General features: G+C 69.3%; 4 protein-coding genes. All 4 read right to left on the bottom strand.

All coding sequences use genetic code 11. The features are described from left to right. Nucleotides 1-189: 189 nt before the first annotated feature. Complete coding sequence (locus tag B0W80_RS33870) at nt 190-1,029, bottom strand: LytTR family DNA-binding domain-containing protein (protein WP_077003517.1); 840 nt, start codon at nt 1,027-1,029, stop codon at nt 190-192. Further along, the gene (locus B0W80_RS33865; RefSeq protein ID WP_077003516.1) at nt 1,026-2,105 is read right to left on the bottom strand and encodes a sensor histidine kinase; all 1,080 of its coding nucleotides are present in this window, start codon (nt 2,103-2,105) and stop codon (nt 1,026-1,028) included. Before B0W80_RS33865 ends, B0W80_RS33870 begins: the two co-directional genes overlap by 4 nt. Then, nucleotides 2,102-2,395, bottom strand: a complete 294-nt coding sequence (locus B0W80_RS33860; RefSeq protein WP_143684911.1) for a 2TM domain-containing protein — start codon at nt 2,393-2,395, stop codon at nt 2,102-2,104. The genes B0W80_RS33865 and B0W80_RS33860 overlap by 4 nt, the downstream gene beginning before the upstream one ends. A gap of 64 nt (nt 2,396-2,459) precedes the next feature. Beyond that, entirely contained in the window at nt 2,460-2,987 is a 528-nt protein-coding gene (locus tag B0W80_RS33855) for a DUF6622 family protein (RefSeq protein ID WP_306171895.1), read from the bottom strand. Between the last annotated feature and the right edge of the window lie 249 nt (nt 2,988-3,236).

Below are 3,236 nucleotides of genomic sequence, written 5' to 3'. Positions count from 1 at the left end.
GTGTACTACCGCCCGGCCCCCGTGTACTACGGCCCGCCGCCGGCGTACTATGGGCCGCCTCCGGGCTACTATCGCCCCCATCGCCACTGGCGTTGATTCGGCGAGCGACAGACGTCGATTGCTGTCACAGAACGAACCGGCCTCTCGAGGCCGGTTTTTTCTTGGGCGCTCGATGCGCGTGCGGCCGTGCTACATGGCCTTGAACAGGTGGGCGTACAAGCGGCTCACCGGAATTTTTTCGTCGCGGCCGCGCAGCACCAGGTGCAGCTTGCCGGCCTCGTCGCGATGCACCGACTCGATGGCATCGCTGCGCACCACCGTCGCGCGGTGCACCTGCCAGAACTGCTGGGGATCGAGCTGCGGCAGCAGTTGCTTGAGCGGGGTCCGGATCAGGTATTCCTGGCCGCCGGTCAGCACCCGCACGTATTTGTCGGCCGCCTCGAAATACTTCACCTCGTCGATCGGCACCATGCGCACGGTATTGCCGGCGCTGCCGGCCTCGCTGGCGGCGATGAGCTTGAGCGGCTGAGCGCCCGCGGTGCCGGGCAGGGCACCGCCGCCGGCCGCGGCCAGCAATTGGCGCCATTGCGCCAAGGTGCCGGCCAGGGCCTCGTCGGGCGCAGGCGGCACGCCGGGCTGCGCGGGCTCCAGCACCTGTTGCAGGCGCGCGACGGTGCGCCGCAGCCGCTCGGGCTGCACCGGCTTCAGCACGTAGTCGATCGCCTGGGCGTCGAAGGCGCGGGCCGCGTATTCGTCGTAGGCAGTCACGAACACCAGCTGCGGCATCGGCGCTTCGTCGGCCGGCCAGGCATCGGCCAGTTCGGCGGCCGCGGCCAGGCCGTCCTGGCCCGGCATGCGGATGTCGAGGAACAGCACCTGCGGCAGCAGTTGCAACGCCTCGCGCACGGCGCTGCGGCCGTCGGCCACCATGGCCACGATCTGCAGCTCGGGCCAGGCAGCGGCCAGTTCGGCGCGCAGGGCCTGCGCCAGGAGGGGTTCGTCTTCGGCGATGAGGGCGGTGGCGTTCATGCTGAAAGGGGCAGGTTGAGGGCGGCGACCGTGCCGCCGGAAGGCCCGGGCGCCAGGCGCAATTGCGAGTCTGCGCCGTACACCGTGGCGAGCCGCTCGCGCACCTGGGACAGGCCGAAGCCGCCGTCTCCCGGCGCGGTCGGCGGCTCGCGCCAGTTGTCGGTGCCGATGCCTACGCCGGTGTCGCGCACCTCGATGTGCAGTTGCCCGCCTTCGCGCCGGGCCAGGACCGCGATCTCGCCGCCCTCGACCTGGGGCTCCAGACCATGGCGGATGGCGTTTTCCACCAGGGGCTGCAACAGCAGCGGCGGCACCGGCACCTCGCGCAGGTCGTCCGGCAGCTCCAGGCGATAGTGCAGCCGCGGCCCCATGCGCACGGCCATCAGCGCAAGGTAGTCGCCCAGCCGCTGGAACTCCGCCGCCAGCGGATGGGCCAGCGCACGCGAGCCGGCGAGCGTGACGCGCAGGTAGCTGTTGAGTCGGTCGAGCATTTCGATGGCCCGCGGCGGATCGGTGGCGATCAGCACGCGCAGGTTGGCCAGCGTGTTGAAGAGCATGTGCGGCTCGAGCTGGGTTTCGAGCACCTTGAGCCGCGCGTCGGTGGCGTCGCGCTGGGCCATGGCGATCTCGCCTTCGAGATACTTGCTCTTGCCGCGGCTGTAGTAGTAGTAGCAGATGACGATGCTGGTGCCGGCGGTGATCAGCAGCGTGGACGCGAACTTGTCGGGTGAGAAGTGCACGAATTCCAATATCGGCCGACCGTGCCAGGCGTCGCCGATGGCATTGCCGCCCAGGAAGCCCGTCACGATCCCGAAGACGATCAAGGCGACTCCACGCCAGCCCAGCGGCCAGGGCGCGGGGTCGTTGCCGGCCATCGCGATGCGGCCCAGGTCGATCACCAGCCAGGCGATGCCGCCGATGGCCAGCGAGTAGACCACTTGCGAACCCCAGGTGCCCCGGCCCGACACCGCCATCGCCGCCGCGATGACGCAGCAGAACACCGCCGTCGAGACCCCGTGGCGCAGCACGTCGCGCAGGTGCTCGACGGGCGTGCGCGACACCCGGGTTTCGCTCACCGGTTTTCCTCGCCGCGCAGCGCGCGGCGTTCGCGTTCGAGCATGCGGTCGTAAAGATTGCCGCCCGGCGCCACGAAGAACACCACGGCACCGTGGATCATCAGGCCCAGACCCCAGCCCAGCAGGGGATACATGGCCCAGTTGTGGCCGCGCGAGCTGGCCAGCACGACGAGGAAGACGTTGACCAGCAGGTAGACGGTGGCATGGATGTACCAGCCCATCTTGGCGCCGGCGCGGCGGCGGGCGAGGCGTTCGATGCGGTCGCCTTCGGAGGAGGTGCGGTCGTTCATGGTCATGTCCTCGATGGATGAGCGATTCTTGCGGAAGAAGAGAGCGAACGGGGCGGGTGCCATCCTAGGCTTGCGCGGCCGGGAAGCCGGCACGGTCCTCGCGGATCGCCAGCTTCCAGAGCCTGAGCGCCCGGGCCGCGAAGACACCGCTGAAGGCGCCGTAGAGCAGGCCGATGCCGAGCGCGAAGCCGGTGTGCAGCGGCAACTGCGGGTGCATCGCCACCAGCACGCCCACGGTGTACTTGGTGAAGAAGATGCCCATCATCAGCGCCAGCGGCACCGCGCTGCCCGGCAGGTGGAAGCGGCGGGCCGCAACGTCGTAGCGTGCCGAGGCCGGCAGCGGCCAGCGCTGCACCGTCAGCAGCGCGGCGGTGGCGGCCCCGGCCCAGCCGATCAGGGCGACCGGCGCATCACCGAAGGCCGACACGATGCCGTAGAAGGACAGGCCGGTCATGGCCAGCGGCATCAGCGTGACGCGCGTCAGGCTCATGGCGCTCGCGAACATCTGCCGCATGCCGAGCCACACGAGCAGCGCGAAGAGCACGAACACCCAGCGCGGGGTGTGGGTCAGGATCTGGGTGAGCATCTGCATCATGGTTCTCCGGAAGGGGTGGAAATTGAATCGATGGGAGGACTTTGCCGGCCGCTCCCGGGGCCCGCCACGGGCATGCGACGAACTGCATCCAGGCAGCGCCAGTTGCAATTCGCAAGCGCCGGATGCATGCGCGCAACGCCTGCTTTACCCGGGCTTTACGGTTCGTAAGAACTGGGCGCTACGATTCGGCGCTCCACTAGTGGCTGCCGGTTGCCCCGGCCCCCTGCAAAGCCCGTTCACCCGATG

The organism is Variovorax sp. KK3, assembly GCF_001984055.1.
Taxonomy (GTDB): domain Bacteria; phylum Pseudomonadota; class Gammaproteobacteria; order Burkholderiales; family Burkholderiaceae_C; genus Variovorax.
This window is presented reverse-complemented; position numbering and strand designations above follow the sequence as displayed.

Bases quoted from the DNA above. Each gene is read 5' to 3' on its own strand.
- B0W80_RS33870 (WP_077003517.1), bottom strand. From the start codon at position 1,029: ATGAACGCCACCGCCCTCATCGCCGAAGACGAACCCCTCCTGGCGCAG.
- B0W80_RS33860 (WP_143684911.1), bottom strand. From the start codon at position 2,395: ATGAACGACCGCACCTCCTCCGAAGGCGACCGCATCGAACGCCTCGCC.
- B0W80_RS33855 (WP_306171895.1), bottom strand. From the start codon at position 2,987: ATGCAGATGCTCACCCAGATCCTGACCCACACCCCGCGCTGGGTGTTC.